The sequence below is a fragment of the Lysobacter sp. Soil_N_23 genome (genome assembly GCF_057656135.1).
The window spans coordinates 13,224-34,469 of sequence record NZ_JBDGKY010000029.1 but is presented as its reverse complement, the minus strand read 5'-3'; the positions used below and the strand labels follow the sequence as shown (position 1 = coordinate 34,469).

The following is a 21,246-nucleotide window of genomic DNA, read 5'->3' as shown; positions in this document are numbered from 1 at the left end:
CCGCACCGTCGGCGCCGGCGTGGTGGCGAAGATCATCAAGTGACGAATTGACCCGGGCGCGCGCAAGCGCGCCCGGCTTTGTCAATTCGTCATCCCCGCGAAGGCGGGGATCCAGGGACGTTGGTTTTGAAGTTGCTGTTGTTCCAGGCCCGAAAGAGCAGGGCAACAGCAACGTCAAAATGGGTTCCGGCTTCCGCCGGAATGACGGACCCCGGGGACTTGAGGGGCCTGAACAGCCCCACCTGACCGACTCCCAGCGCGTGCTTGCACAACCTGTGGATATCCGGTTAGAATGCACGACCACTGCGGACCTTCCTTCAAGAAGGCCTCGCAACCAGCGAAATGAGGTGCAGGACGCGCCTCGTATTCGCCAGACATGGACATGTCGCACGGCAACGCTCCGTACGTTCTGGGCCCTCGGGCTTCCAAGGAACGCTAAACGGGGCGCTTCGTGCGTTCTACTCCACCGTCTGGGCGGATCGGGAAACCGGTCTGCCTTGTTTTTTCAGGCAGGGAAGCTCCGGAGCGAGGGTGCAGCTCCGGGGTGTTTGCGTATTCCAGGGGTTCGGCACACCCAGAAGCCGGCCCGTCGCTCTTTTAACGTAAGGAATTCCGTCATGGCGGACCAAAAGATCCGAATCCGGCTCAAAGCGTACGATCATCGCCTGATCGACCGCTCGGCCAGCGAGATCGTCGAGACGGCCAAGCGGACCGGCGCGCAAGTGCGCGGCCCGATCCCGCTGCCGACCAAGATCGAGCGCTACACCATCCTCGTTTCGCCGCATGCCGACAAGGATGCGCGTGACCAGTACGAGACCCGCACGCACAAGCGCGTGCTGGACATCGTCGACCCCAACGACAAGACCGTGGACGCGCTGATGAAGCTCGAACTCGCGGCTGGCGTTGACGTGCAGATCAAGCTGACCTGAGGCCACCACCATGACCGCGAAGAAATATTCGTTGGGCATCGTCGGTCGCAAGGCCGGCATGAGCCGCTTCTTCACTGAAGACGGCAAGTCGGTTCCCGTGACCCTCATCGAGGCCACTCCGAACCGGATCACCCAGATCAAGACCCAGGAAACCGACGGCTACAGCGCCGTGCAGGTGACTGTCGGTGTGCGCCGCGCTGCGCTCATCAACAAGCCCGAAGCCGGTCACCTCGCCAAGGCGAAGGTGGAAGCCGGTCGCGGCCTGTGGGAACTGCGTGTTGAAGACGACCAGATCAACGGTTTCGAAATCGGCGGCGAGATCAAGGCCGACATCTTCGAAGCCGGCCAGCTGGTCGACGTCCAGGGCGTCACCAAGGGCAAGGGCTTCCAGGGCACGATCAAGCGCTGGAACTTCACCATGGGCGACGCGACGCACGGTAACTCGCTGTCGCACCGCTCGCCGGGCTCCATCGGCCAGCGCCAGACGCCGGGCCGTGTGTTCCCGGGCAAGAAGATGGCCGGCCACATGGGCGCGGTTACCCAGAGCACGCAGCGCCTGGAAGTGGTCAAGGTCGACGCAGAGCGTGGCCTGATCGCGATCAAGGGTGCGGTGCCGGGCGCGCCGGGCGGCGACGTCATCGTGCGTCCCTCGAGCAAGGCATAAGGAGAGATGACGATGGAACTCGCCATCAACAACAGTACCAAGACGCTGTCGGTCTCCGACGCGATCTTCGGCCGCGAATTCAGCGAAGACCTGGTCCACCAGGTGGTCGTTGCCTACCGCAATGCCGGTCGTGCCGGTACCAAGGCGCAGAAGACCCGTTCGGAAGTCAACGGCACCACCAAGAAGTCGAAGAAGCAGAAGGGCGGCGGTGCGCGTCATGGCGCGCTGACGGCTCCGATCTTCGTCGGCGGCGGCGTGACCTTCGCGGCCAAGCCGCGCAGCTTCGCGCAGAAGGTCAACCGCAAGATGTACCGCGCCGCGATGGCCGCGATCCTGTCCGAGCTCAACCGCCAGGGCCGCATCATGGTCGTCGAGTCGTTCGACCTCGACGCGCCGAAGACGCAGGGCCTGATCGCCAAGCTCAAGGGCCTGGAAGTCGGTCGTCGTCCGCTGATCGTCACCGAGGACGCTTCCGAGAACCTGTACCTCTCGGCTCGCAACCTGCCGTACGTCGAAGTGCGTGACGTCCAGGGCCTGGATCCGGTCAGCCTCGTCGGCGCCGATTCGGTCGTGGTCACCGCTGACGCCGTCAAGAAGATCGAGGAGTGGCTGGCATGAACGAGGCCAAGCTCTACAACATCATCCGTGCGCCGCGCGTGTCCGAAAAGACCGCACGTCTGCAGGAAGTTTCCAACCAATACGTCTTCGAAGTCGCGACGGACGCTACCAAGGCCGACATCAAGGTCGCCGTGGAAAAGCTGTTCGAAGTCAAGGTCGAGGCAGTCAACGTGGTCAACGTGAAGGGCAAGAACAAGTCCTTCAAGTTCCGCTCTGGCAGCCGCGGCGACTGGCGCAAGGCGTACGTGACGCTGGCCGAAGGCCAGTCGATCGACGTGATGGCCAAGGCCTGAGGAAAGACCCATGGCATTGATGACTTTCAAGCCCACCTCCCCCGGCCGCCGCAGCGCGGTTCGCGTGGTGACCCCGGGCCTGCACAAGGGCGCGCCGCACGCGGCGCTCGTCGAGAAGCAGGGCAAGACCGGCGGTCGTAACCACCACGGCCGGATCACCACCCGCCACGTCGGCGGTGGTCACAAGCAGCATTACCGCATCATCGACTTCAAGCGCGACAAGGAAGGCATTCCGGCGCGCGTCGAGCGCATCGAATACGACCCGAACCGCACCGCTCACATCGCGCTGCTGTGCTACGTCGACGGTGAGCGCCGTTACATCATCGCCCCCAAGGGCCTGAAGGACGGTGACCAGGTGATCGCGGGCCGTGACGCCCCGATCAAGGTCGGCAACACGCTGCCGCTGACCAACATCCCGGTCGGTTCCACCGTGCATTGCATCGAGATGAAGCCGGGCAAGGGCGCCCAGCTGGCCCGCGCCGCAGGCGCTGGCGTGCAGCTGATCGCTCGCGAGCAGGGCTACGCCACGCTGCGTCTTCGCTCCGGCGAAATGCGCAAGGTGCCGGCCGAGTGCCGCGCCACCATCGGCGAAGTCGGCAACGACGAGCACAACCTCGAGAAGCTGGGCAAGGCTGGCGCCAAGCGCTGGCGCGGCGTCCGTCCGACCGTTCGCGGTGCGGCCATGAACCCGGTCGACCATCCGCACGGCGGTGGTGAGGCCAAGGCTGGTCAGGGCAACCCGCACCCGGTCACCCCGTGGGGTGTTCCGACCAAGGGTTACAAGACCCGCAAGAACAAGCGCACCCAGCAGTTCATCGTGCGCGATCGCAGGAGCTAATCGGCCATGGCACGTTCACTGAAGAAAGGCCCGTTCGTCGACCACCATCTGATCAAGAAGGTCGAGACCGCGGGTAACAACAAGAAGCCGATCAAGACCTGGTCGCGTCGTTCGATGATCCTGCCGGAGATGGTGGGTTTCACCATCGCCGTGCACAACGGCAAGAACCATATTCCGGTGCTCGTCAACGAGAACATGGTTGGCCACAAGCTTGGCGAGTTCGCCCTGACCCGTACCTTCAAGGGTCACGGCGGCGACAAGAAGTCGGGCAAGTAAGGAGATGACCATGGAAGCGAAAGCCATCCTGCGCACCGCGCGCATCTCCCCGCAGAAGGCCCGTCTGGTCGCTGACCAGGTTCGTGGCCTGTCGGCCGAGCGCGCCATCAACCTGCTGAAGTTCTCGGACAAGAAGGCTGCCCAGATGATCCGCAAGGTCGTCGAGTCCGCCATCGCCAATGCCGAGAACAACCAGGGCGCCGACATCGACGAGCTCAAGGTCAAGACCATCATGGTTGACGAAGGTCCCGCACTGAAGCGCTTCATGGCGCGTGCAAAGGGCCGCGGCACCCGCATCCTCAAGCGCACCAGCCACATCACTGTGGTTGTTGGCGCGGGCAAGTAAGGCGGAGTCAGACAATGGGTCATAAAGTACATCCGACTGGCATCCGCCTTGGCATCTCCAAGGATTGGAATTCCAAGTGGTTTGCCAACAAGAAGCAGTACGCCGAGTTCCTGGCGGCGGACCTCAAGGTCCGCGACCTGCTGCGCAAGAAGCTGGCCCAGGCCGGCATCTCCAAGATCTTCATCGAGCGTCCGGCGAACAACGCCCGCGTGACGATCCACACCGCCCGTCCGGGCGTGGTGATCGGCAAGCGTGGTGAGGACATCGAGAAGCTGCGCAAGGAAGTGAGCGCGGTGATGGGCGTCCCGGCGCACATCAACGTGACCGAGGTCCGCAAGCCGGAACTCGACGCGCAGCTGGTCGCCGAGTCGATCGCCCAGCAGCTGGAGCGCCGCATCATGTTCCGTCGCGCGATGAAGCGCGCTGTCGGCAACGCGATGCGCCTGGGTGCCCTGGGCATCAAGGTCAACGTCGCCGGCCGTCTGAATGGCGCCGAGATCGCGCGTTCGGAGTGGTACCGCGAAGGTCGCGTTCCGCTCCACACGCTGCGTGCCGACATCGACTATGGCTTCGCTGAAGCCAAGACGACCTACGGCATCATCGGCATCAAGGTATGGGTCTACAAGGGCGAGATCTTCGATTTCTCCCAGGTCGGCCAGGAAAAGCAGGACGACTCGCCGCGCAGCGATCGCGGTGACCGTGGTGACCGCGGTGATCGCAGCGACCGTCCGGGCCGTTCGGCCCGCGAACAGAGGTAATCGACCATGTTGCAACCCAAGCGAACCAAGTACCGCAAGGTACACAAGGGCCGCAATGAGGGCCTGAGCTGGAACGGCAATGCCGTCAGCTTCGGCGAGTACGGCCTGAAGGCAACGGCGCACGGTCAGCTGACCGCGCGCCAGATCGAGGCTGCACGTCGTTCCATCAGCCGTTACGTCAAGCGTGGCGGCAAGATGTGGATCCGCGTGTTCCCCGACAAGCCGATCACCAAGAAGCCGATCGAAGTCCGAATGGGCTCCGGTAAGGGCAACGTCGAGTACTGGGTCGCACAGATCCAGCCTGGTCGCATGATTTACGAGATCGAAGGTGTTGCCGAGGACATTGCGCGTGAAGCGTTCCGTCTGGCCGCCGCCAAGCTCTCGGTGACCACCACTTTCGTGACCCGGACGGTGCGCTAATGGAACTCAAGCAACTTCGCGAGAAGTCGGCCGACGAACTGAAGGCCCACCTGGTCGAGCTGCACAAGGAGGGCTTCGCCCTGCGCATGCAGAAGGCCACCGGCCAGCTCGCCAAGACCCACGATGCACGCCGTGTACGCCGCGAGATCGCTCGCGTCAACATGCTGCTCGGCGAGAAGAAGTAAGGACCCTGCAATGACCGACAACAATACAGACAAGGCGCTGCGCACGGTTGAAGGCCGGGTCGTCAGCAACAAGATGGACAAGACCGTCACCGTGCTCGTCGAGCGCCAGGTCAAGCACGCGCTGTACGGCAAGTACATCCGTCGCTCGACCAAGCTCCACGCCCATGACGCCGATAACGCCTGCAAAGAAGGCGATATCGTGCGAGTGAAGGAGATTGCTCCGATGTCCAAGACCAAGAACTGGAGCGTGGTTGAAATCGTCAGCCGCGCGGCCGAATAAGAGGAGGCTGAACCATGATCCAGATGCAAAGCTACCTCGACGTCGCCGACAATTCCGGTGCCAAGGAAGTGATGTGCATTAAGGTGCTCGGCGGCTCCAAGCGCCGTTACGCCGGCATCGGCGACATCATCAAGGTCACCGTGAAGGACGCGATCCCGCGTGGCAAGGTCAAGAAGGGCGACGTCTATGACGCCGTCGTGGTCCGCACCCGCAAGGGCGTTCGTCGCCCGGACGGTTCGCTGATCCGCTTCGACGGCAATGCCGCCGTGCTCCTGAACAACAAGCAGGAACCGATCGGTACCCGCATCTTCGGGCCTGTGACCCGCGAGCTGCGTACCGAGAAGTTCATGAAGATCGTCTCGCTCGCTCCTGAAGTGCTCTGAGCGGAGGAATTAATATGAACCGTATCCGCAAGGGCGATCAGGTGATCGTCACCGCCGGCAAGGACAAGGGCAAGAAGGGCGACGTTGTGCGCGTACTCGGCGAGAAGGTCGTCGTGTCGAACATCAACATCGTCAAGCGCCACACCAAGCCGAACCCGCAGGCTGGCCAGCCTGGCGGCGTGGTCGAGCGCGAAGCGCCGATCCACATTTCCAACGTGATGCTTTTCAACCCTGCCACTGGCAAGGGCGAGCGCATCGGTTTCAAGGTGCTGGAGGATGGACGCAAACTGCGTGTGTTCCGCTCCAGCGGTGAGGCGGTTGACGCCTAAGGAATGCTGATATGACCACCCGGCTTGAAAAGTTCTACAAGGACGAAGTCGTCCCGTCGCTGACCAAGAAGTTCGGTTACAAGAACCCGATGGAAGTGCCGCGCCTTTCCAAGATCACGATCAACATGGGCGTCGGCGAAGCCGCGACCAACAAGAAGATCCTGGAAAACGCCGTTGCCGACCTGACCAAGATCGCCGGCCAGAAGCCGATCGTGACCAAGTCCCGCGTGTCGGTGGCTTCGTTCAAGATCCGCGACGGTTGGCCGATCGGTTGCAAGGTGACGCTGCGCCGCGCCCAGATGTTCGAGTTCCTGGACCGCCTGATCAACATCTCGCTGCCCCGCGTGCGTGACTTCCGCGGCGTGTCGGGTCGTTCGTTCGACGGCCGTGGCAACTACAACATGGGCGTGAAGGAACAGATCATCTTCCCGGAAATCGACTTCGACCAGGTCGACGCCCTGCGTGGCATGGACATCGCGATCACCACGACCGCGAAGACCGACGCCGAAGCCAAGGCACTGCTGGAAGCCTTCCGCTTCCCGTTCCGCAACTGATCCAATAGGACTGACACAATGGCTAAGACCTCCATGGTCAACCGCGAGATCAAGCGGGCCAAGCTTGCCAAGCAGCACGGCAGCAAGCGCGAAGCACTGAAGAAGATCATCTCCAGCCAGACGGCCTCGTACGAGGACAAGATGGATGCAGTGGTCAAGCTGCAGAAGCTGCCGCGTGACTCCTCGCCGAGCCGCCAGCGCACCCGTTGCGTGCTCTCGGGCCGTCCGCGTGGCGTCTACCGCAAGTTCGGCCTCGGCCGCAACATGCTGCGCAAGGCGACCATGAACGGCGACGTTCCGGGTCTGCGCAAGGCCAGCTGGTAACAAAACGCGCCGGCAAGTCTGCTAGACTTGCCGGCTCGCTCGTTCCAAGGCACTCCGGCCGGAAGGGCGGGGTGCCGGTCGTTTGGGGGTTTGCCTCTTTTCGGCCTGTTTTGCCGCCCTCACGGGCATACAACTGAATTCGCAATCCCGCGGATATCGGTGCTACTCATAGGTAATTAATCATGAGCATGACTGATCCCATCGCCGACATGCTGGTCCGCATCAAGAATGCGGCCGCTGTTCGCAAGCAGACGGTGAAGATGCCGTCGTCCAACATCAAGGTGGCCATCGCCAAGGTGCTCAAGGACGAGGGTTACATCCTGGACTCGCGCGTGACCCCGGTCAGCGCCGGCAAGTCCGAACTCGAAATCTCGCTGAAGTACTACGAAGGCAAGCCGGTGATCGAGCGCCTGGAGCGCTTCTCCCGTTCGGGCCTGCGCCAGTACCGCGGCAAGTCGGAGCTGCCCAAGGTCCTGGGCGGCCTCGGCATCGCCATCATCTCCACCTCGAAGGGCATCATGACCGATGCGCAGGCGCGCCAGCAGGGCGTCGGCGGTGAAGTCCTGTGCTTCGTGGCTTAAGGGAGGAATAGACATGTCCCGAGTTGCCAAGAAGCCGGTTGCCCTCCCGAAGGGCGTCGAGCTGAACATCCAGGCTGATTCGATCAGCGCCACGGGCCCGAAGGGCACCCTGTCGGTCGCCAAGCCGGCCGCCATCGCGGTCAAGCTCGAGGACGGCCACGCCGTGTTCTCGACCGAAGACGCCGCGCTGATCCCGCTGACCGGCACCCTGCGCGCCATCCTCGCCAACCTGGTGAAGGGCGTGTCGGAAGGCTTCGAGCGCAAGCTCGAGCTGGTCGGCGTCGGTTACCGTGCCGCCATGCAGGGCAAGGACCTGAGTCTGTCGCTCGGTTTCTCGCACCCGGTCCTGTTCCAGGCCCCGGAAGGCATCACCATCGCCACCCCGACCCAGACCGAGATCCTGGTCCAGGGCGCGGACAAGCAGCGCGTCGGTGAAGTTGCGGCCAAGATCCGCGGCTTCCGTCCGCCGGAGCCGTACAAGGGCAAGGGCGTGAAGTACGCCGGCGAAGTCATCATCCGCAAGGAAGCCAAGAAGGCCTAATCGGTCCTTCAGCTTTCGGAGACATAGAAATGAACAAGAACATTGCTCGCCTGCGCCGCGCCAAGTCCACCCGTTCGCACATCCGCGAACTCGGCGTGCCGCGTCTGACCGTGCTCCGCACCGGTCAGCACCTGTACGCCCAGGTCTTCACCGCCGACGGCTCCAAGGTCCTGGCTTCGGCTTCGACCGTCCAGGCCGACGTCAAGGAAGGCCTGAAGAACGGCAAGAACTCCGACGCTGCCATCAAGGTCGGTCGCGCGATCGCCGAGAAGGCCAAGGCTGCCGGTATCGAGAAGGTCGCATTCGACCGCTCGGGCTACCGCTACCACGGTCGCATCAAGGCGCTGGCCGATGCCGCTCGCGAGGGCGGCCTGCAGTTCTAAGGCTTGAATGCGTGGGGCCTCGGCCCCACGCAGAAGTTTCCCCGCCGGCACGGGTCTGTGTCGGGCGCGTCTCCGGGTTCCCGGCTTCGCGAAACACCCGCGGTAATTCACAACCATAAGCGGCCACGCCGCAAATCCTTCAACTAACGAGTATTCGAAATGGCAGAAGAACAACGTGCACCGCGGGGTCGTGATCGCGACCGCAACCGCGAAGAAATCGACGATGGCATGATCGAGAAGCTGATCGCGGTCAACCGCGTCAGCAAGACCGTCAAGGGCGGTCGCCAGTTCACCTTCACCGCACTGACGGTGGTGGGCGACGGCAACGGCAAGGTCGGCTTCGGTTACGGCAAGGCACGCGAAGTGCCGGTCGCCATCCAGAAGTCGATGGAATATGCCCGCAAGAGCATGAACAACGTCGACCTGAACAACGGCACCCTGTGGCACTCGGTCAAGGCCGGCCACGGCGCAGCCCGCGTGTTCATGCAGCCGGCTTCCGAAGGTACCGGCGTGATCGCCGGCGGCGCGATGCGCGCTGTCCTGGAAGCGGTGGGCGTGAAGAACGTGCTGGCCAAGGCCGTCGGTTCGCGCAACCCCATCAACCTCGTTCGCGCCACCCTCAAGGGCCTGGGCGACATGCACTCGCCGGCGAAGATTGCCGCCAAGCGTGGCAAGAAGGTGGAGGAGCTGAACCATGGCTAAGACTGAAGCCACCACGAGCGGCACCGTCAAGGTGCGCCTGGTCAAGGGTCTGCGTGGCACCCAGTCGCGTCACCGCCTGTCGGTGCGTGCGCTGGGCCTGAACAAGCTCAACGATGTGCGTGTACTGAAGGACAGCCCGCAGGTTCGCGGTCTGATCAATCAGCTCCACTACCTCGTCAAAGTCGAGGAGTAATCGACATGCGTCTCAACACTCTGCAACCCGCTGAAGGCGCCCGCCAGGAGCGCACCCGTGTCGGCCGTGGTATCGGTTCGGGCCTGGGCAAGACCTGCGGCCGCGGCCACAAGGGCTCGTTCGCGCGCTCCGGCAAGGGCAAGATCAAGGCTGGCTTCGAAGGCGGCCAGATGCCCATGCAGCGTCGCCTGCCCAAGATCGGCTTCCGTTCGAAGCTGCTCAAGGACACCGCCGAAGTGATGATGTACCAGCTGGAAAAGCTGGAAGCCGGCGAGATCGACTTCGCAGCGCTCAAGGCCGCCAAGCTGGTGCACAGCACCGCCAAGCAGGCCCGGATCGTCAAGAAGGGCGAGATCACCAAGAAGTTCGTACTCAAGGGCGTGGCCGTCACGGCCGGCGCCAAGGCCGCTATCGAAGCGGCCGGCGGCAAGGTCGAGGAGTAAGGACTAGATGGCGCGCAGCGGTAGCAATGCAGTTGCCGGTATCGGTGGCGGGCTCGGGAAGTTCACCGAGCTCCGTCAGCGCCTGCTGTTCGTCGTCGGTGCCCTGATTGTCTACCGCATCGGTTGCTACATCCCGGTGCCGGGCGTCAATCCGGAGGCGATGCTCCAGTTGATGGAGACCCAGAAGGGCACCATCGTGGACATGTTCAACATGTTCTCCGGTGGCGCCCTGCATCGCTTCAGCCTGTTCGCGCTCAATGTCATGCCGTACATCTCGGCATCGATCATCGTGCAGCTGCTGGTGCAGATCGTGCCGAGCCTGAAGGCCATCCAGAAGGAAGGCGAGTCGGGCCGTCGCAAGATCAACCAGTGGTCGCGCATGGGTGCGATCCCGCTGGCCGTGTTCCAGGCCTGGGGTATCGCCACGGCCCTCCAGGCCGGCGGCGCCAGCCAGGGCATCGCGGTGGTCTACAACCCGGGTCCGGGCTTCATCCTGACCGCGGTGATCGCGTTGACCGCGGGCACCATGTTCCTGATGTGGCTGGGCGAGCAGGTTACGGAAAGGGGTATCGGCAACGGCGTCTCGCTGATCATCTTCTCGGGCATCGTCGCGGGCCTGCCCGCCGCCGTCATCGGCATGTTCGAGCAGATCCGCAACGGCGACATGAGCGCCCTGGTGGCCATCGCGGTCGTCGCCATCGTGGTGGGTTTCACCTACTTCGTGGTGTTCGTCGAGCGCGGCCAGCGCCGGATCACGGTCAACTATGCCCGCCGCAGCGGCGGTCGCAGTGCCTACCAGAACCAGTCCTCGTTCCTGCCCCTGAAGCTGAACATGTCGGGCGTCATTCCGGCCATCTTCGCCTCGAGCATCGTGATGTTCCCGGCGACGGCGGCAAACTGGTTCAGCCAGGGCAACACCGGTTCGACCCTGCACCGCGTTAGCCAGTGGCTGAACCCGGGTGAGCCGCTGCACATGATCCTGTATGCGGGTCTGATCGTCGGCTTTGCGTTCTTCTACACCGCACTGGTGTTCAACTCGCAGGAAACGGCCGATAATCTCAAGAAGTCGGGCGCGCTGATCCCGGGCATCCGTCCGGGCAAGTCGACCGCCGACTATATTGATGGTGTGCTGACCCGCCTGACGGCGGCCGGCGCGATCTACCTGGTCCTCGTGTGCCTCCTCCCGGAGGTCATGCGTACTGAACTGGGCACCTCGTTCTACTTCGGCGGCACCTCGCTGCTGATCGTGGTCGTGGTTGTCATGGATTTCATCGCCCAGATCCAGGCTCATCTGATGTCGCATCAGTACGAGAGCCTGCTGAAGAAGGCGAACTTGAAGGGCGGCTCGCGCGGCGGTCTCGCGCGCGGGTGAATCCGGACCGTTCCGCGCGCCAGAGTAGCGCGCGGGGTCGGGGCAGGGCGGCTAGCCGCCTTGTCCCAGCCAGTCCAGATTCGTCGCCGGAGCATGGGCACACTCCCCATGCCGGGCTTTGCTGCGCCTCCGGGCGCGGTAGGGCTTCCTATTAACCCGAGACCTTAGTATACTTTCCAGTTCACTCCGCCGGGATTAATCCCCCCGGCCGCCAATCAGTTGGAGATCGCGTTATGGCGCGTATTGCGGGCGTCAATCTGCCTGCCCAGAAGCATGTCTGGGTTGGGCTCCAGAGCATTTACGGCATCGGCCGTACCCGTTCCAAGAAGGTCTGTGTCTCGGCTGGCGTCACCGCCACCACCAAGATCCGCGACCTTTCCGAGCCGGAAGTCGAGCGCCTGCGCGCCGAAGTCGGCAAGTACGTTGTCGAGGGCGACCTGCGTCGCGAAATCGGCATCGCCATCAAGCGTCTGATGGACCTGGGCTGCTTCCGCGGCCTGCGTCACCGTCGCGGCCTGCCGCTTCGCGGCCAGCGCACCCGGACCAATGCACGTACCCGCAAGGGCCCGCGCAAGGCCATCAGGAAGTAAGGGACACAGACCATGGCTAAGCCGGCTGCTGCCAAAACCAAGAAGAAGATCAAGCGCGTCGTCACCGACGGCATCGCCCACGTCCACGCTTCTTTCAACAACACCATCATCACGATCACCGACCGCCAGGGCAACGCGCTCTCGTGGGCGACCTCGGGCGGCGCGGGTTTCCGCGGTTCCCGCAAGTCGACCCCGTTCGCCGCCCAGGTGGCTGCCGAAAAGGCAGGCCGTGCTGCGCTCGACTACGGCGTGAAGTCGCTGGAAGTGCGCATCAAGGGTCCGGGTCCGGGCCGTGAGTCCGCCGTTCGTTCGCTGAACAACGTCGGTTACAAGATCATGAACATCATCGACGTGACGCCTATCCCGCACAACGGGTGCCGTCCGCCGAAGAAGCGTCGCGTCTGAGGAGCTGAAGAAAAATGGCTCGTTATATTGGTCCCACCTGTAAGCTCGCTCGTCGCGAAGGCGCCGACCTCGGCTTGAAGTCGTCCGCTCGCGCACTTGATTCCAAGTGCAAGCTCGAGCAGAAGCCCGGCCAGCATGGCCCGACCGCCCGCAAGGGCAAGCTGTCCGATTACGCCACCCAGCTTCGCGAGAAGCAGAAGGTCAAGCGTATCTACGGTCTGCTGGAGCGTCAGTTCCGCAACTACTACAAGAAGGCCTCGACCAAGAAGGGCAACACGGGTGAAAACCTGCTGCAGCTCCTCGAGACCCGCCTTGACAACGTCGTCTACCGCATGGGTTTCGCGGTGACGCGTCCGGCCGCCCGCCAGCTGGTTTCGCACCGCGGCGTCACGGTCAACGGCAAGTCGGTCAACCTGCCTTCGTACCAGGTCAAGGCTGGCGACGCGATCGCGCTGGCCGAACGCGCCCAGAAGCAGCTCCGCGTGCAGGAATCCCTGACCGTGGCGCAGCAGATGGACCTCTCGCCGTCGTGGGTTGAAGTCGACAGCAAGAAGTTCGCTGGTGTGTTCAAGGCTGTTCCGGATCGTGCTGACCTGCCGCAAGACATCAATGAAGCGCTGATCGTCGAGCTGTACTCGAAGTAATCCAGGAGACGCCACAACATGACGGTTACCGCAAACCAGGTGCTGCGCCCGCGCGGCCCCCAGATCGAACGCCTTACGGGCAACCGTGCCAAGGTCGTGATCGAGCCGCTGGAGCGTGGCTATGGCCACACCCTCGGCAATGCGCTGCGCCGCGTGCTGCTGTCGTCGATCCCGGGCTTCGCAATCACGGAAGTCGAGATCGATGGCGTGCTGCACGAGTACACCACGGTCGAAGGCCTGCAGGAGGATGTCCTCGAGGTTCTGCTGAACCTCAAGGACGTCGCCATCCGCATGCACACCGGCGAGTCGGCGACCCTGTCGCTCGCCAAGCAGGGCCCCGGCATTGTCACCGCCGGTGACATCAAGACCGACCACAACGTCGAGATCCTCAACACCGAGCATGTGATCGCGCACCTGACCAAGGACACCGCGCTCAACATGCGTCTGAAGATCGAGCGTGGTTTCGGCTACCAGCCGGCCGCCGCTCGTCGTCGCCCGGACGAGGAAACCCGCGCCATTGGTCGCCTGATGCTGGACGCCAGCTTCTCGCCGGTCCGCCGCGTCGCGTATGCCGTGGAAGCGGCCCGCGTGGAGCAGCGCACCGACCTGGACAAGCTGGTCCTGGACATCGAGACCAACGGCACGATCGACGCCGAGGAAGCCGTCCGCACCGCGGCCGACATCCTCACCGACCAGCTGTCGGTGTTCGGTGACTTCACCCACCGCGATCGCGGTGCGGCGAAGCCGGCCACCAGCGGCATCGACCCGATCCTGCTGCGTCCGATCGACGACCTCGAGCTCACCGTGCGTTCGGCCAACTGCCTCAAGGCCGAGAGCATCTACTACGTCGGCGATCTGATCCAGAAGACCGAAGTGGAGCTGCTCAAGACGCCGAACCTGGGCAAGAAGTCGCTCACCGAGATCAAGGAAGTCCTCGCCCAGCGCGGTCTTTCGCTCGGCATGAAGCTGGAAAACTGGCCGCCCGCTGGCATCGCCCAGCACGGCATGATGGGCTGAGCGTAACGCTCGGTTCCAGACAGGCCGCACCTTTGGGTGCGGCCTGTGGCTTGCAACAAGCACGCCTGCAAGAAGCAATGCACCGACGAGCCTGAAGGCTCGCGGCAAGCCGGCCACGGAGGGTCGGTTCGGGCCACCCGCAGTCCACTGTGTCAACGCCTGGATGGCGACAGCGAAGTTCAACGAATCAACATTCATCAGGAATCACGACCATGCGCCACCAGAAAGCCGGCCGTAAGTTCAGCCGCACCAGTGCTCACCGCGATGCCATGTTCACCAACATGGCGGCCTCGCTGATCAAGCACGGCCTCATCCGCACCACCCTGCCCAAGGCCAAGGAGCTGCGTCGCGTTGCCGAGCCGCTCATCACCCTGGCCAAGGTCGATGGCGTTGCCAACCGCCGCCTTGCCTTCTCGCGCCTGCGCGACAAGGAAGCCGTGGGCACGCTGTTCACCACCCTGGGCCCGCGTTACCAGTCCCGTCCGGGCGGCTATCTGCGCATCCTCAAGTGCGGTTTCCGCGCTGGCGACAATGCGCCGATGGCCTACGTCGAGCTGGTCGACCGTCCGGAAGCCGCTGCGGAGTAATCTCCCGCGCGCAAAGTGTTCTGCAGAACCCCGGCCCAGTGCCGGGGTTTTGTTTTTGGGATGCGCTGATGTCGTCATTCCCGCGAAGGCGGGAACCCAGCGTCGTTGAAGCGGTGTGGTTCCTTGCCGAAGGCCGGACAGAAGCAACGCCCCTGGGTTCCCGCCTTCGCGGGAACGACGGGAAATGGCTGCGACAAACGGTGTGCCCAGCGCGCCAGACCGGGTAGCTGCGCCCACGCATCGCCGTTAAGCTTGGCGACATGACCAATGCCATCCTGCGCGGCTCGTTCCGCATCCAGTTCCTGCTCGGATTCCTCGCCTGCGCCGGCCTGCTGGGCTTCGCGTTCTACCTCCAGCTCCACGATGGTCTCGAACCGTGTCCGCTGTGCATCTTCCAGCGAGTGGCGTTCTTCGTGATGGGCCTGGTGTTCCTGCTCGGTGCATTGCACGCGCCCAAAGGCGTGAGCGGTCGCCGTGGCTATGGTGTCGCGGCGCTCCTGGCTGCACTGGGTGGCATCGCGGTCGCCGGCAATCACGTCCGCTTGCAGCACCTGCCGCCGGACCAGGTGCCGTCGTGCGGCCCGGGCCTGGATTACATGCTCGAAGCAATGCCGATCACCGGCGTGATCCGCAAGGTGATGACCGGATCGGGTGAGTGCGCCAATGTCGACTGGTCGTTCCTCGGCCTGTCGATGCCGACCTGGAGCCTGGTCTGGTTCGTGCTGCTGGCGATCTGGGCCGGATACGCGGCGTTCCGTCGCCGCTAGGCCACTGTTGCCGCTGTAACGGTTGCAGGGCGCCTGGCTAGCGCCCATAGTGGTTCGCCGCATTGCAGCATTCCGTGTCATGCCCAGCCCCGATCGCAACCTCCGCGCCGTGAACCTGCCCGCCGACTGGGCTCCCCAGTCCTGGCGCAATCGCACTGCGATGCAGTTGCCGCAGTATCCGGACGCGGACGCGCTCGAGTCGGCACTGGCCGAGTTGCGCGACCTGCCGCCGCTGGTGACGTCGTGGGAGATCCTCTCGCTCAAGCAGCAGCTGGCCGAAGCGCAGGAAGGCAAGCGCTTCCTGCTGCAGGGTGGCGACTGCGCCGAGAGCTTCTCGGCCTGCAGCTCCGGCGTCATCTCCAACCGCCTCAAGGTGCTGCTGCAGATGAGCTTGGTGCTCGTCCACGGCATGCGCAAGCCGGTGGTGCGCGTGGGGCGTTTCGCCGGGCAGTACGCCAAGCCGCGTTCGACCGACACCGAGACGGTCGGTGAGTTGACGTTGCCGAGCTACCGCGGCGACATGGTCAACGCACCGGAGTTCACCGCCGCCGCGCGCGCACCGGATCCGCGCCGGATGATCAAGGCGCATGCGCGTTCGGCGATGACGATGAACTTCGTCCGTGCCCTGATCGACGGCGGTTTCGCCGACCTGCATCACCCCGAATACTGGAACCTGAGCTGGGTCGGTCACTCCGAACTGGCCGAGGAATACCGGCGCATGGTCAATGCGATCGGCGACGCGGTCCGCTTCATGGAGACGCTGTCGGGCTCGGAAGTGCACAACCTCAACCGGGTTGATTTCTACACGTCGCACGAAGCACTGCTGCTGCCGTACGAAGAGTCGCTGACGCGGCAGGTGCCGCGCCACTGGGGCTGGTTCAACCTCAGCACGCACTACCCGTGGATCGGCATGCGCACCGCGGCGGTGGATGGCGCCCACGCCGAATACTTCCGCGGCATCCGCAACCCGATCGCGCTGAAGGTCGGCCCGTCGGTGACGCCGGACCAGTTGCTGCGCACGATCGACCTGCTCAACCCCGAGGACGAGCCGGGCCGCCTGACCTTCATCCATCGCATGGGCGCGACCGGCATCGCCGAAAAGCTGCCGCCGCTGCTCGATGCGGTGCGTCGCGACGGGCGCCGCGTGCTGTGGGTGTGCGATCCGATGCACGGCAACACCGAGAGCACCAGCAACGGCTACAAGACGCGCCGCTTCCGCAACATCCGCAGTGAGGTGGAGCAGGCGTTCGAGTTGCATGCCGCGGCCGGTACGCGCCTGGGTGGCGTGCATCTGGAGCTGACGGGCGAGGATGTGACCGAGTGCCTGGGCGGTGCGCGCGAGCTGACCGAGAGCGATCTGGAGCGGGCGTATCTGTCGACGGTCGATCCGCGCCTGAACTACGAACAGGCGCTGGAGATTGCGATGCTGATCGTGCGCAAGCAGGCGCAGATCGCGGCGCCGGCGTAAGGGGGGGGCGGAAGCCCCTCAGCGTCATCCCGGCGCACGCCGGGATCCAGGCCCGCGACCCGTCAGTCCTGTCACCGTCATCCCGGCGAAAGCCGGGATCCATTTGCTTTTGCTCAAAGCAAGTGCAACGTCCATGGGTTCCCGCCTTCGCGGGAATGACGAGCAAGGTCGGTCCCGGCTTTCGCCGGGACGACGGTGACAAGGTCCATGGGTTACGGGCCTGGATCCCGGCTTTCGCCGGGATGACGACTTGGGTGTGGACCTCAGTGGAACTCAGCCCTTGCTGTTCCCGATCGCAGCCGTCGCCAGGAACTGCGGCGCCTTGCGCGCCTTGGTCTTCTGCTCGAACGCATACGCAAGTTCGATCAGACGCGGTTCGCTCCAGGCCGGGCCCATGAAGATGATGCCGATCGGCAGGCCGAAGCTGTCGCCCATCGGCACGGTGATGCTGGGCGTGCCAGCGACCGCAGCGGCGCCGTAGCCTTCGCCAAGGAAGTGGTCGCCGTTGACCGGGTCGATCAGCCACGCCGGTGCGGTGGCGGGCGCCACCACGGCGTCGAGGTTGTTCGCCGTCAACGTCGCCTCCAGGCCTTCGGCGCGAGCGAGGCGGCGCGCCTTGCTGCGCGCTTCGATATAGCCGATCTCATCGAGCGGACCCTTGGCCTGCGCGCGTTCGAACAGCTCCTGGCCGAAGTAGGGCATTTCCTTGCCGGCATTCTTGCGGTTGTATTCGATCAGGCCGGCCAGCGAGGTCACCTGTGCGCCACTGCGCGACAGGTAGCCGTCGACTCCGTGCTTGAACTCGTACAGCAGCACGTCCATTTCCGGCTCGTTCCAGCTGCCCGCGCCCGCGATCTCGACGTCGACGACTTCCGCGCCGGCTTTGCGCATGGCTTCTATGCTGCGCTCGAGCGCGGCGTCGGCATCGGGGTGGAAGCCCATGGCCTTGCGCAACACGCCGATTCGCGCGCCGCGCAGGCCGTCGGCGTTGAGCCGGGCGTGGTAGTCGAACATCGCCCGGCCGGTGCTTTCGGCGGTCGCCGGGTCGGCGTCGTCGCGACCGACGATGGCCGACAGCAGCACCGCCGCATCGGCGACGCTGCGCGCCATCGGGCCGGCGGTGTCCTGGCTGTGCGAGATCGGGATGATGCCGTTGCGGCTGACCAGGCCGACGGTCGGCTTGATGCCGACCAGGCCGGCGACCGAGGACGGGCAGATGATGCTGCCGTCGGTCTCGGTGCCGATGGCGGCGGCGGCCAGGCTGGCGGCGATGGCACTGCCGCTGCCGGAACTGGAGCCGCACGGCGAGCGGTCGAGCGCGTACGGGTTGCGCGTCTGTCCACCGCGCGCGCTCCAGCCGGAGCTCGAGCGCGAGGAACGGAAGTTGGCCCATTCGCTGAGGTTGGTCTTGCCCAGGATCACCGCGCCGGATTCGCGCAGGCGTGCGACCAGGAATGCGTCGGTGCGCGGGTGGTGCGAGGCGAGTGCGAGCGAGCCGGCCGAGTTCACCATCGGCGTGGCGTCGATGTTGTCCTTGAGCAGGATCGGCACGCCGTGCAGCGGGCCGCGGACGCGACCGGCCTTGCGCTCGGCGTCGCGCGCGTCGGCTTCCTTGAGTGCGTCCGGATTGGTCTCGATCACCGCATTGAGTCGCGGGCCGGCATCGTCGATGGCGGCGATCTGGTCGAGATAGGCCTGGGTCAGCGCGTGGCTGCTGAGTTCGCCGCGTTCCATGCGTGCCTGCAGTTCGGCGATGCCGACCTCGGCGAACGCGAAGCGGGAAGGCGCGGGACCGGCATTCGCCGATGCCACTGCCATTGCCGGCTTGGACGCAGCGACACCCGCATCAGGCGCGGCTGCGCGCTGGCAGGCAGGCAACAAGGCGATCATCATCGCCACGGACAACGTCATCGGTACAGGCAAAGAGCGCATTGCGATTCCCCGGTCGCGGATGGCCGTCGCCGAGCATACGCGAAACTGAACCGCCGTCAGCCCTATTGGCGACGCTTGACCAGATCGCGTGCCAGCACTGCGACGACGATCAAGTTGACGGCCAGGACCGCCCACGAGGTCCAGCCGGGATGGTGGTACACGGCGTAGACGTCCAGGGGCAGGTAGATCGCGGCGCTGATGCAGCCCAGCCAGGAGGCCCAGGCCTTGGCCCGCCACAGGCCCCAGGCCTCGAGCAAGCGCAGCAGGCCGTAGGCGAAGACCACCGCGGCGGCCAGGTGCACGCCGTCGGGGTTGATGACCTTGTTCAACCAGGCCAGGGCGCCTTCGTTGGGGTCGAGCTGGAATCGGGCGATCAGCTCATGCAGCCAGCGCAGCAGCGGCGCCGGCCCGAGAAGTTCGAGGCCGCTGGCTGCCAGCAGTGCCAGCAGGCCCTTGGCGGCCTCGAAGATCGCGATGACATGGAGACCCGGATGCGCGTGCGGATCCGGGTTGTAGTGGTGCTGGGCGTCGGTCATGTTGGCGAGTCGACGCCCTGGTGCGTGCCGGTGCGTACTGTTGCCTGGTGGCTCAGGCCGCGCGCGAGGCGCGCTTGCGGTCCGACTCGGTCAGGAACTTCTTGCGCAGGCGGATTTCCTTCGGGGTGACTTCGACCAGCTCGTCGTCCTCGATGAAGTCCAGGGCCTGCTCCAGCGAGTACTTGATCGCCGGGGTCAGCTTGATGGCGTCGTCCTTGCCCGAGGCGCGCATGTTGGTCAGCGGCTTGGGCTTGATGGCATTGACCGTGAGGTCGTTGTCCTTGGAGTGGATGCCGATCAGCTGGCCTTCGTACACCTGGTCGCCTTCGGCGGCGAACAGGCGGCCGCGCTCTTCCAGCGGTCCGAGCGAGTAGGCCGGGGTGGTGCCCGGGGCATTGGCGATCATCACGCCGTTCTGGCGCTTGGCGATCGCGCCGGTTTCCTTCGGACCGTAATGGTCGAACACGTGGAACAGCAGGCCCGAGCCCTGGGTCAGGGTGCGGAACTCGTTCTGGAAACCGATCAGGCCACGGGCCGGGATCATGTAATCGAGGCGCACGCGACCCTTGCCGTCGGACTCCATGTTCTTCAGCTGGCCCTTGCGGATGCCCAGCTTCTCCATGACGCCGCCCTGGTGCTGCTCTTCGATGTCGACCACCAGTTGCTCGACCGGCTCCATCATCTGGCCGTCGATTTCCTTGATGATCACTTCCGGACGCGACACGGCCAACTCGAAACCTTCGCGGCGCATGTTCTCGATCAGCACCGACAGGTGCAGCTCGCCACGGCCGGAGACCAGGAACTTGTCCGGGTCGGAACCTTCCTCGACCTTCAGCGCGACGTTGTGCAGCGTCTCGCGCTCCAGGCGCTCGCGCAGCTGGCGGCTGGTCAGGAACTTGCCACCGCTGAGCTCCTTGCTACCGGCGAACGGCGAATTGTTGACCTGGAAGGTCATCGAGATGGTCGGCTCGTCGACGGTCAGCGCGGGCAGCGCTTCCGGGGTGTCGAGGGCGCAGACGGTGTCGGAGATCGACAGGTCGGCGACGCCGGAGATGGCGACGATGTCGCCGGCCTCGGCTTCCTCGGTCTCCAGGCGCTCCAGGCCCATGAAGCCCAGCACCTGCAGGACCTTGCCCTGGCGCTTCTTGCCTTCGCGGTCGATCACGCTGACCGGCATGTTGCGGCGGACCTTGCCGCGCTGGATGCGGCCGATGCCGATCAGGCCGACGAAGTTGCTGTAGTCCAGCTGGCTGATGCGCATCTGGAACGGGCCGTCGAGGTCGACCTGCGGCGGCGCGACGTGCTTCATGATCGCTTCGTACAGCGGGGTCATGTCGCCATCGCGGGCGCTGTCGTCGAGGCTGGCGTAGCCGTGCAGCGCCGAGGCGTAGACGATCGGGAAGTCGAGCTGCTCGTTGGTGGCGCCGAGCTTGTCGAACAGGTCGAACACCTGGTCGATGACCCAGTCAGGACGGGCGCCCGGACGGTCGATCTTGTTGACGACCACGATCGGCTTGAAGCCCATCGCGAACGCCTTCTGGGTGACGAAGCGGGTCTGCGGCATCGGGCCGTCCATCGCGTCGACGAGGATCAGCACCGAGTCGACCATCGACAGCACGCGCTCGACCTCACCGCCGAAGTCGGCGTGGCCCGGGGTGTCGACGATGTTGATGCGGTTGCCCTGCCAGGTGATGGCCGTGTTCTTGGCAAGGATCGTGATGCCACGTTCCTTTTCCTGGTCATTGCTGTCCATCGCGCGCTCGGCCAGCACCGTGCGTTCAGACAGGGTGCCCGACTGCTTGAGCAGGCAGTCGACGAGAGTGGTCTTGCCATGGTCGACGTGGGCGACGATGGCGATATTGCGGAGGCGTTCGATGGACATGCGAAA

General features: G+C 64.5%; 32 protein-coding genes. 29 read left to right on the top strand and 3 right to left on the bottom strand.

Annotated elements, in window-relative coordinates; translation table 11 throughout:
• Positions 1 to 617 precede the first annotated feature (617 nt).
• The 29 genes from rpsJ (at position 618) to AC3A3X_RS16520 (ending at position 16,890) form a co-directional block, all read left to right on the top strand.
• A complete protein-coding gene (gene rpsJ / locus AC3A3X_RS16660; protein WP_014161383.1) occupies positions 618 to 929 on the top strand; it encodes a 30S ribosomal protein S10 in 312 nt (103 codons plus the stop codon).
• A gap of 10 nt (positions 930 to 939) precedes the next feature.
• Positions 940 to 1,593 carry a 50S ribosomal protein L3 gene (rplC, locus tag AC3A3X_RS16655; protein ID WP_200606506.1) on the top strand — a complete coding sequence of 218 codons (654 nt, stop codon included), beginning with the start codon at positions 940 to 942 and terminating at the stop codon, positions 1,591 to 1,593.
• A 12-nt stretch (positions 1,594 to 1,605) separates the two neighbouring features.
• On the top strand, positions 1,606 to 2,211 hold the full coding sequence (gene rplD / locus AC3A3X_RS16650; RefSeq protein WP_200606504.1) for a 50S ribosomal protein L4: 606 nt from the start codon (positions 1,606 to 1,608) through the stop codon (positions 2,209 to 2,211).
• On the top strand, positions 2,208 to 2,504 hold the full coding sequence (gene rplW / locus AC3A3X_RS16645; protein WP_158733593.1) for a 50S ribosomal protein L23: 297 nt from the start codon (positions 2,208 to 2,210) through the stop codon (positions 2,502 to 2,504). The genes rplD and rplW overlap by 4 nt, the downstream gene beginning before the upstream one ends.
• Before the next feature lie 10 nt (positions 2,505 to 2,514).
• Entirely contained in the window at positions 2,515 to 3,342 is an 828-nt protein-coding gene (gene rplB / locus AC3A3X_RS16640) for a 50S ribosomal protein L2 (protein WP_200606503.1), read from the top strand.
• A 6-nt stretch (positions 3,343 to 3,348) separates the two neighbouring features.
• Positions 3,349 to 3,618 carry a 30S ribosomal protein S19 gene (gene rpsS / locus AC3A3X_RS16635; RefSeq protein WP_200606502.1) on the top strand — a complete coding sequence of 90 codons (270 nt, stop codon included), beginning with the start codon at positions 3,349 to 3,351 and terminating at the stop codon, positions 3,616 to 3,618.
• A gap of 10 nt (positions 3,619 to 3,628) precedes the next feature.
• Positions 3,629 to 3,964, top strand: coding sequence for a 50S ribosomal protein L22 (rplV, locus tag AC3A3X_RS16630; protein WP_158733590.1), 336 nt, complete (start codon positions 3,629 to 3,631; stop codon positions 3,962 to 3,964).
• 14 nt (positions 3,965 to 3,978) lie between these two features.
• Entirely contained in the window at positions 3,979 to 4,722 is a 744-nt protein-coding gene (rpsC, locus tag AC3A3X_RS16625) for a 30S ribosomal protein S3 (protein WP_158733589.1), read from the top strand.
• 6 nt (positions 4,723 to 4,728) lie between these two features.
• Positions 4,729 to 5,142, top strand: a complete 414-nt coding sequence (rplP, locus tag AC3A3X_RS16620; RefSeq protein WP_386700394.1) for a 50S ribosomal protein L16 — start codon at positions 4,729 to 4,731, stop codon at positions 5,140 to 5,142.
• Complete coding sequence (rpmC, locus tag AC3A3X_RS16615) at positions 5,142 to 5,327, top strand: 50S ribosomal protein L29 (protein WP_057948548.1); 186 nt, start codon at positions 5,142 to 5,144, stop codon at positions 5,325 to 5,327. Before rplP ends, rpmC begins: the two co-directional genes overlap by 1 nt.
• Before the next feature lie 10 nt (positions 5,328 to 5,337).
• Positions 5,338 to 5,607 (top strand): 30S ribosomal protein S17, encoded by a 270-nt coding sequence (gene rpsQ, locus AC3A3X_RS16610; protein WP_158733587.1) that lies wholly within the window; start codon positions 5,338 to 5,340, stop codon positions 5,605 to 5,607.
• Between the two features lie 14 nt (positions 5,608 to 5,621).
• Positions 5,622 to 5,990 carry a 50S ribosomal protein L14 gene (gene rplN, locus AC3A3X_RS16605; protein WP_056136003.1) on the top strand — a complete coding sequence of 123 codons (369 nt, stop codon included), beginning with the start codon at positions 5,622 to 5,624 and terminating at the stop codon, positions 5,988 to 5,990.
• A 14-nt stretch (positions 5,991 to 6,004) separates the two neighbouring features.
• On the top strand, positions 6,005 to 6,319 hold the full coding sequence (gene rplX, locus AC3A3X_RS16600; RefSeq protein ID WP_158733586.1) for a 50S ribosomal protein L24: 315 nt from the start codon (positions 6,005 to 6,007) through the stop codon (positions 6,317 to 6,319).
• Positions 6,320 to 6,330: 11 nt separating this feature from the next.
• Positions 6,331 to 6,873 (top strand): 50S ribosomal protein L5, encoded by a 543-nt coding sequence (gene rplE / locus AC3A3X_RS16595; RefSeq protein WP_200606500.1) that lies wholly within the window; start codon positions 6,331 to 6,333, stop codon positions 6,871 to 6,873.
• An 18-nt stretch (positions 6,874 to 6,891) separates the two neighbouring features.
• A complete protein-coding gene (gene rpsN, locus AC3A3X_RS16590; protein WP_158733584.1) occupies positions 6,892 to 7,197 on the top strand; it encodes a 30S ribosomal protein S14 in 306 nt (101 codons plus the stop codon).
• Between the two features lie 182 nt (positions 7,198 to 7,379).
• Positions 7,380 to 7,778 carry a 30S ribosomal protein S8 gene (gene rpsH / locus AC3A3X_RS16585; protein WP_386700399.1) on the top strand — a complete coding sequence of 133 codons (399 nt, stop codon included), beginning with the start codon at positions 7,380 to 7,382 and terminating at the stop codon, positions 7,776 to 7,778.
• 13 nt (positions 7,779 to 7,791) lie between these two features.
• The gene (gene rplF, locus AC3A3X_RS16580; RefSeq protein ID WP_487584117.1) at positions 7,792 to 8,319 is read left to right on the top strand and encodes a 50S ribosomal protein L6; all 528 of its coding nucleotides are present in this window, start codon (positions 7,792 to 7,794) and stop codon (positions 8,317 to 8,319) included.
• Positions 8,320 to 8,342: 23 nt separating this feature from the next.
• Positions 8,343 to 8,702, top strand: coding sequence for a 50S ribosomal protein L18 (gene rplR, locus AC3A3X_RS16575; RefSeq protein ID WP_200608413.1), 360 nt, complete (start codon positions 8,343 to 8,345; stop codon positions 8,700 to 8,702).
• A 159-nt stretch (positions 8,703 to 8,861) separates the two neighbouring features.
• Positions 8,862 to 9,404: a 30S ribosomal protein S5 gene (gene rpsE, locus AC3A3X_RS16570; RefSeq protein WP_158733581.1), complete on the top strand. Its 543-nt coding sequence runs from the start codon at positions 8,862 to 8,864 to the stop codon at positions 9,402 to 9,404.
• The gene (rpmD, locus tag AC3A3X_RS16565) at positions 9,397 to 9,597 is read left to right on the top strand and encodes a 50S ribosomal protein L30 (protein WP_241918682.1); all 201 of its coding nucleotides are present in this window, start codon (positions 9,397 to 9,399) and stop codon (positions 9,595 to 9,597) included. Before rpsE ends, rpmD begins: the two co-directional genes overlap by 8 nt.
• Positions 9,597 to 10,040 (top strand): 50S ribosomal protein L15, encoded by a 444-nt coding sequence (rplO, locus tag AC3A3X_RS16560; RefSeq protein ID WP_487584119.1) that lies wholly within the window; start codon positions 9,597 to 9,599, stop codon positions 10,038 to 10,040. The genes rpmD and rplO overlap by 1 nt, the downstream gene beginning before the upstream one ends.
• Before the next feature lie 7 nt (positions 10,041 to 10,047).
• Complete coding sequence (gene secY / locus AC3A3X_RS16555) at positions 10,048 to 11,412, top strand: preprotein translocase subunit SecY (RefSeq protein ID WP_158733578.1); 1,365 nt, start codon at positions 10,048 to 10,050, stop codon at positions 11,410 to 11,412.
• A gap of 233 nt (positions 11,413 to 11,645) precedes the next feature.
• A complete protein-coding gene (rpsM, locus tag AC3A3X_RS16550) occupies positions 11,646 to 12,002 on the top strand; it encodes a 30S ribosomal protein S13 (RefSeq protein ID WP_200606494.1) in 357 nt (118 codons plus the stop codon).
• Between the two features lie 12 nt (positions 12,003 to 12,014).
• Complete coding sequence (rpsK, locus tag AC3A3X_RS16545) at positions 12,015 to 12,407, top strand: 30S ribosomal protein S11 (RefSeq protein WP_055902370.1); 393 nt, start codon at positions 12,015 to 12,017, stop codon at positions 12,405 to 12,407.
• Between the two features lie 14 nt (positions 12,408 to 12,421).
• Positions 12,422 to 13,051 (top strand): 30S ribosomal protein S4, encoded by a 630-nt coding sequence (gene rpsD / locus AC3A3X_RS16540; RefSeq protein WP_200606492.1) that lies wholly within the window; start codon positions 12,422 to 12,424, stop codon positions 13,049 to 13,051.
• A gap of 18 nt (positions 13,052 to 13,069) precedes the next feature.
• Positions 13,070 to 14,068 carry a DNA-directed RNA polymerase subunit alpha gene (locus AC3A3X_RS16535; protein ID WP_158733575.1) on the top strand — a complete coding sequence of 333 codons (999 nt, stop codon included), beginning with the start codon at positions 13,070 to 13,072 and terminating at the stop codon, positions 14,066 to 14,068.
• Between the two features lie 212 nt (positions 14,069 to 14,280).
• The gene (rplQ, locus tag AC3A3X_RS16530) at positions 14,281 to 14,655 is read left to right on the top strand and encodes a 50S ribosomal protein L17 (RefSeq protein ID WP_200606488.1); all 375 of its coding nucleotides are present in this window, start codon (positions 14,281 to 14,283) and stop codon (positions 14,653 to 14,655) included.
• A 260-nt stretch (positions 14,656 to 14,915) separates the two neighbouring features.
• On the top strand, positions 14,916 to 15,422 hold the full coding sequence (locus tag AC3A3X_RS16525) for a disulfide bond formation protein B (RefSeq protein ID WP_487584116.1): 507 nt from the start codon (positions 14,916 to 14,918) through the stop codon (positions 15,420 to 15,422).
• A gap of 79 nt (positions 15,423 to 15,501) precedes the next feature.
• Positions 15,502 to 16,890, top strand: a complete 1,389-nt coding sequence (locus AC3A3X_RS16520) for a class II 3-deoxy-7-phosphoheptulonate synthase (protein ID WP_487584115.1) — start codon at positions 15,502 to 15,504, stop codon at positions 16,888 to 16,890.
• A gap of 273 nt (positions 16,891 to 17,163) precedes the next feature.
• Here the strand turns inward: AC3A3X_RS16520 and AC3A3X_RS16515 are convergent, their stop codons facing one another.
• The 3 genes from AC3A3X_RS16515 to typA form a co-directional block, all read right to left on the bottom strand.
• Positions 17,164 to 18,783: an amidase gene (locus AC3A3X_RS16515; protein ID WP_487584118.1), complete on the bottom strand. Its 1,620-nt coding sequence runs from the start codon at positions 18,781 to 18,783 to the stop codon at positions 17,164 to 17,166.
• A gap of 101 nt (positions 18,784 to 18,884) precedes the next feature.
• Positions 18,885 to 19,358, bottom strand: coding sequence for a DUF2127 domain-containing protein (locus tag AC3A3X_RS16510; protein WP_487584114.1), 474 nt, complete (start codon positions 19,356 to 19,358; stop codon positions 18,885 to 18,887).
• A gap of 52 nt (positions 19,359 to 19,410) precedes the next feature.
• Positions 19,411 to 21,240 carry a translational GTPase TypA gene (typA, locus tag AC3A3X_RS16505; RefSeq protein ID WP_487584113.1) on the bottom strand — a complete coding sequence of 610 codons (1,830 nt, stop codon included), beginning with the start codon at positions 21,238 to 21,240 and terminating at the stop codon, positions 19,411 to 19,413.
• Positions 21,241 to 21,246: the final 6 nt, after the last annotated feature.

Excerpts from the sequence above, each read along its gene's own strand:
- rpsJ (WP_014161383.1), top strand. The coding sequence starts at position 618 with ATGGCGGACCAAAAGATCCGAATCCGGCTCAAAGCGTACGATCATCGC.
- rplC (WP_200606506.1), top strand. The coding sequence starts at position 940 with ATGACCGCGAAGAAATATTCGTTGGGCATCGTCGGTCGCAAGGCCGGC.
- rplD (WP_200606504.1), top strand. The coding sequence starts at position 1,606 with ATGGAACTCGCCATCAACAACAGTACCAAGACGCTGTCGGTCTCCGAC.
- rplW (WP_158733593.1), top strand. The coding sequence starts at position 2,208 with ATGAACGAGGCCAAGCTCTACAACATCATCCGTGCGCCGCGCGTGTCC.
- rplB (WP_200606503.1), top strand. The coding sequence starts at position 2,515 with ATGGCATTGATGACTTTCAAGCCCACCTCCCCCGGCCGCCGCAGCGCG.
- rpsS (WP_200606502.1), top strand. The coding sequence starts at position 3,349 with ATGGCACGTTCACTGAAGAAAGGCCCGTTCGTCGACCACCATCTGATC.
- rplV (WP_158733590.1), top strand. The coding sequence starts at position 3,629 with ATGGAAGCGAAAGCCATCCTGCGCACCGCGCGCATCTCCCCGCAGAAG.
- rpsC (WP_158733589.1), top strand. The coding sequence starts at position 3,979 with ATGGGTCATAAAGTACATCCGACTGGCATCCGCCTTGGCATCTCCAAG.
- rplP (WP_386700394.1), top strand. The coding sequence starts at position 4,729 with ATGTTGCAACCCAAGCGAACCAAGTACCGCAAGGTACACAAGGGCCGC.
- rpmC (WP_057948548.1), top strand. The coding sequence starts at position 5,142 with ATGGAACTCAAGCAACTTCGCGAGAAGTCGGCCGACGAACTGAAGGCC.
- rpsQ (WP_158733587.1), top strand. The coding sequence starts at position 5,338 with ATGACCGACAACAATACAGACAAGGCGCTGCGCACGGTTGAAGGCCGG.
- rplN (WP_056136003.1), top strand. The coding sequence starts at position 5,622 with ATGATCCAGATGCAAAGCTACCTCGACGTCGCCGACAATTCCGGTGCC.
- rplX (WP_158733586.1), top strand. The coding sequence starts at position 6,005 with ATGAACCGTATCCGCAAGGGCGATCAGGTGATCGTCACCGCCGGCAAG.
- rplE (WP_200606500.1), top strand. The coding sequence starts at position 6,331 with ATGACCACCCGGCTTGAAAAGTTCTACAAGGACGAAGTCGTCCCGTCG.
- rpsN (WP_158733584.1), top strand. The coding sequence starts at position 6,892 with ATGGCTAAGACCTCCATGGTCAACCGCGAGATCAAGCGGGCCAAGCTT.
- rpsH (WP_386700399.1), top strand. The coding sequence starts at position 7,380 with ATGAGCATGACTGATCCCATCGCCGACATGCTGGTCCGCATCAAGAAT.
- rplF (WP_487584117.1), top strand. The coding sequence starts at position 7,792 with ATGTCCCGAGTTGCCAAGAAGCCGGTTGCCCTCCCGAAGGGCGTCGAG.
- rpsE (WP_158733581.1), top strand. The coding sequence starts at position 8,862 with ATGGCAGAAGAACAACGTGCACCGCGGGGTCGTGATCGCGACCGCAAC.
- rpmD (WP_241918682.1), top strand. The coding sequence starts at position 9,397 with ATGGCTAAGACTGAAGCCACCACGAGCGGCACCGTCAAGGTGCGCCTG.
- secY (WP_158733578.1), top strand. The coding sequence starts at position 10,048 with ATGGCGCGCAGCGGTAGCAATGCAGTTGCCGGTATCGGTGGCGGGCTC.
- rpsM (WP_200606494.1), top strand. The coding sequence starts at position 11,646 with ATGGCGCGTATTGCGGGCGTCAATCTGCCTGCCCAGAAGCATGTCTGG.
- rpsK (WP_055902370.1), top strand. The coding sequence starts at position 12,015 with ATGGCTAAGCCGGCTGCTGCCAAAACCAAGAAGAAGATCAAGCGCGTC.
- rpsD (WP_200606492.1), top strand. The coding sequence starts at position 12,422 with ATGGCTCGTTATATTGGTCCCACCTGTAAGCTCGCTCGTCGCGAAGGC.
- AC3A3X_RS16535 (WP_158733575.1), top strand. The coding sequence starts at position 13,070 with ATGACGGTTACCGCAAACCAGGTGCTGCGCCCGCGCGGCCCCCAGATC.
- rplQ (WP_200606488.1), top strand. The coding sequence starts at position 14,281 with ATGCGCCACCAGAAAGCCGGCCGTAAGTTCAGCCGCACCAGTGCTCAC.
- AC3A3X_RS16525 (WP_487584116.1), top strand. The coding sequence starts at position 14,916 with ATGACCAATGCCATCCTGCGCGGCTCGTTCCGCATCCAGTTCCTGCTC.
- AC3A3X_RS16520 (WP_487584115.1), top strand. The coding sequence starts at position 15,502 with ATGCCCAGCCCCGATCGCAACCTCCGCGCCGTGAACCTGCCCGCCGAC.
- AC3A3X_RS16515 (WP_487584118.1), bottom strand. The coding sequence starts at position 18,783 with ATGATGATCGCCTTGTTGCCTGCCTGCCAGCGCGCAGCCGCGCCTGAT.
- AC3A3X_RS16510 (WP_487584114.1), bottom strand. The coding sequence starts at position 19,358 with ATGACCGACGCCCAGCACCACTACAACCCGGATCCGCACGCGCATCCG.
- typA (WP_487584113.1), bottom strand. The coding sequence starts at position 21,240 with ATGTCCATCGAACGCCTCCGCAATATCGCCATCGTCGCCCACGTCGAC.